This is a genomic window from Cyanobium sp. LEGE 06143 (genome assembly GCF_015207535.1).
Classification (GTDB): Bacteria; Cyanobacteriota; Cyanobacteriia; order PCC-6307; family Cyanobiaceae; genus NIES-981.
The window spans coordinates 1-2,894 of sequence record NZ_JADEWP010000246.1; the positions used below are offsets into that span (position 1 = coordinate 1).

5 protein-coding genes are annotated in these 2,894 nt (G+C 66.8%); all 5 read right to left on the reverse strand.

Going from position 1 to position 2,894, the window contains the following annotated elements; translation table 11 throughout:
• Nucleotides 1–95: 95 nt before the first annotated feature.
• Entirely contained in the window at nucleotides 96–1,244 is a 1,149-nt protein-coding gene (yidC, locus tag IQ216_RS12975; RefSeq protein ID WP_186697065.1) for a membrane protein insertase YidC, read from the reverse strand.
• Between the two features lie 61 nt (nucleotides 1,245–1,305).
• Nucleotides 1,306–1,716 (reverse strand): PH domain-containing protein, encoded by a 411-nt coding sequence (locus tag IQ216_RS12980; protein WP_186697064.1) that lies wholly within the window; start codon nucleotides 1,714–1,716, stop codon nucleotides 1,306–1,308.
• Nucleotides 1,713–2,096: a ribonuclease P protein component gene (gene rnpA / locus IQ216_RS12985; RefSeq protein ID WP_193815803.1), complete on the reverse strand. Its 384-nt coding sequence runs from the start codon at nucleotides 2,094–2,096 to the stop codon at nucleotides 1,713–1,715. Before rnpA ends, IQ216_RS12980 begins: the two co-directional genes overlap by 4 nt.
• Nucleotides 2,097–2,100: 4 nt before the next feature.
• Nucleotides 2,101–2,238: a 50S ribosomal protein L34 gene (gene rpmH, locus IQ216_RS12990; RefSeq protein ID WP_186697062.1), complete on the reverse strand. Its 138-nt coding sequence runs from the start codon at nucleotides 2,236–2,238 to the stop codon at nucleotides 2,101–2,103.
• Between the two features lie 82 nt (nucleotides 2,239–2,320).
• A partial coding sequence (locus tag IQ216_RS12995) for a DUF2808 domain-containing protein (protein ID WP_370566750.1) occupies nucleotides 2,321–2,894 on the reverse strand: 574 nt, incomplete at its 5' end.

Consider the following 2,894-nt stretch of genomic DNA (forward strand, 5'->3'; position numbering starts at 1 on the left):
GGGAGAATCCATCGGGGGTTGGTGGGGCGGGAAGCACCGGTGGCCGCAGTCCTCCATGCCGCTGCGGTGGACCCGCTGGCATCACCGGCGCGGGATCATTTCTTGCCCTTGGGCTCGAAGGGAAGCCGGCCGCCCCGCTCGCCGATGCCGACGCCGCCGGCTGCCACGGTGATGGCCTGCTGCGACCGCTGCTGATCGAGGATGGCCTGCAGATTGTCGGGCAGGGCCTCGCGGCTGAGCAGAAAGGTCTGCAGAGCCTGAAAGATATTCGCCACCACCATGTAGAGCAGCACCCCGGCCGGCAGGGGGAAGAACAGGAACATGGCCGTGATCATCACGGGGGTGATCTTGTTGGCCGTGGACTGCTGCGGATTGGCCGGCATGCCCATCCCCGAGAGGATCTGGGAGATGAACAGGGTGGCGCCGAAGCCGGCCACCAGGCCGGCGATGTCCCAGTTCACCTGGCCTTCGCTCATGAAGCCCACCTGACCCAGGGCCTTGATGAACAGGAAGCCGCTGCGGGCCGCCAGGCCTGGAATCTTGGCCTCCACCGTGGCGTCGCCGGGGGCGATGGCGGTGATCGTGCCGTTCTGATCCACCCGCACCACCTCCTCGCCCTTGGTCACGCTCCAGCTGGGCTGGAAGGCGTCGCCGTTCTCCACCCCGGCCAGCACCGAGGCGAAGCTCTCATCGGTCTTGGTGTGCAGCGTCACGGTTTCGCTGCTGCCCACCGCCAGCTTGTTGCCGGCCTCGAGGCTGGCGATCACCGGCACATGGCTGGTGCTGGTGACGAAGATCGAGTGGCTGGCCGTGTTGAAGGGCTTGGTCTCGATCGTGGCCACCTGGTCGGCGGGCAGCACCTTGAGGTTCACGGTGTAGGGCACATCCGCGAAGGGTGAGCCCCGCAGGGTGGCGAACAGGGCGAACAGGATCGGCATCTGCACCAGCAGGGGCAGACAGCCCGCCAGAGGGCTGCCGAACTCCTTCATCAACTTGCCCAGCTCCTCCTGTTGTTTCTGGGGGTTGCTGGCGTGCCGAGCCTTGATCTCGGCCTGGCGCTTCTGCATCACCGGCTGGGCGATGCGCATGCGGCGGGCATTGCGGATCGATCCGGCGCTGAGCGGAAACAGGGCGAGCCGGATCACCACCGTGAGGGCAATGATCGCCAGCCCGTAGCTCGGCACCAATCCGTAGAAGAAATCGAGGATCGGGAGGAGCAGGTTGTCGGAGATGTAGCCGATCACAGCGGTGGGGGCCTGGGGGTTGAAGGAGGGCGAGGCTCAGTGTGCCTGAGCAGGCGGGGGTTCAGGCGGCCATGCCCTTGGGGGCGGCCGGACGCCTGGCCTGACGGCGTTCCTCGATGTAGGCCTCCAGCTCACGAAACCTGGGCATGGAGCGCATTTCGAGCTTGGCGCCGTCGTTGAGCACCAGCACCATGTCGCCCCAGGCGCCGAAGCCCCGGGGCACGCTGCGCACCTCCCGGATCTGGCTGTACACCACCTGGGTGCGGTCGCGGCCCAGCCAGCCGCCATTGATCTCGATGCGGCGGCTGGTGATGCGGAAGCGCAGCCACAGGGCGCGCACCACGGCGCCCACGGCAAAGGGCAGGCCGATCACGGTGAGGCCGAAGAGCAGGTTGGTGATCAGGTCGCCCTTGGCCGGGCCCCCTTCGTAGAACACCGTTTCCTGGATCTCGGTGGGGCTCTGCTTGCTCATCGTCTCAGACCTGCCCGTTGCAGAAGCTGTTCACATTCTTCCAGCAGGGCGTCGTCTTCGCGATCGACACTGCCTGGCTTGAGGCTGAGCAGCAGCCACACCGGCCCTTGGCATGGGGCGATCCCCTGGTTGGTCAGGTGGTTGTGCAGCAGCCGGCGCAGGTGGTTGCGCCGCACGGCCCGCTTGTGCACTTTGGAGCTGATCACCACCCCACAGCGCCAGGGACTCGGGGCATGGCCACGCTCGGCGGCGGGCTCGAGAGCCGGCTTGACGGGATGCCAGCGCAGGCTGAGGTGGGGGCTGTGGAGCTGTCGGCCCCGGCGGTAGAGGGCGTCAAAGACCCGCTGCCCCTTCAGGCGGTGGCGGCGGGGCAGAGCCATGGGTTCAGACGGCGAGGCGGGAGCGGCCGCGACGACGACGGGTGCGGATCACACGGCGGCCGGTGTGGCTGCGCATGCGCACACGGAAACCAGAAACCCGCTTGCGCTTGCGGCTCGTGCCCCCCAGGGTTCGCTTGGTCATGGCTCTCTGTTCGCTCCTTCCGTTGCGCGGTTACTGGTGATGGGTCAAGCTATCAGGCGACCTTGCGGTGCCTGGCCGCAGCTCAGTTGCTGGGGGGATCGATCTGGATCAGCCAACTGCCGAGGTAGCCGGAAATCGGCACCTCGCCGGGGGCCTGGGCCAGGGCATTGAACTGGTACATCCCCACATCGAAGGGATTGAACAGCTTGATGTAAACCCCGATCGTGTCGGTGTCGGACACCGGGGTGTCGGGGAAGATCTCGATGGCACCGCCGTTTTCAGCGATCTCGATCGTGGCGGGGATGGTCTCCAGGCAGCGCGTGCGCGACAGCATGCCCCCCTTGCTCATCTTGCAGAGCTCCACCCGTTTGGGATCGATCTTGGCGTCGAAGTGCTCGGGGATCGTGACGCTCAGCTTGAGGATCGCGGTCTTGCGGTCCTTCGGACGCAGCACCAAGTAGTACTCCGAGCGCTGCAGGCGCTGGGTGTTGGTCATGAAGAAGTAGAGCTTGCGGTAGTCGCGGCTGTTCTCCCAGCGGAACTCCAGCAGGCCAGGGGTGCCCTGGGCCAGGGCCGGCGGCTGCAGGGCTGCAGGGCTCAGCAGGCTCAGGGCGCTGAGGGCGGCGGTACCGAGACCCGCTGCCAGGGCGAGGGCC

What these genes read in the sequence shown, in the direction of transcription:
- IQ216_RS12980 (WP_186697064.1), bottom strand. Translation starts at nt 1,716, where the DNA reads ATGAGCAAGCAGAGCCCCACCGAGATCCAGGAAACGGTGTTCTACGAA.
- rnpA (WP_193815803.1), bottom strand. Translation starts at nt 2,096, where the DNA reads ATGGCTCTGCCCCGCCGCCACCGCCTGAAGGGGCAGCGGGTCTTTGAC.
- rpmH (WP_186697062.1), bottom strand. Translation starts at nt 2,238, where the DNA reads ATGACCAAGCGAACCCTGGGGGGCACGAGCCGCAAGCGCAAGCGGGTT.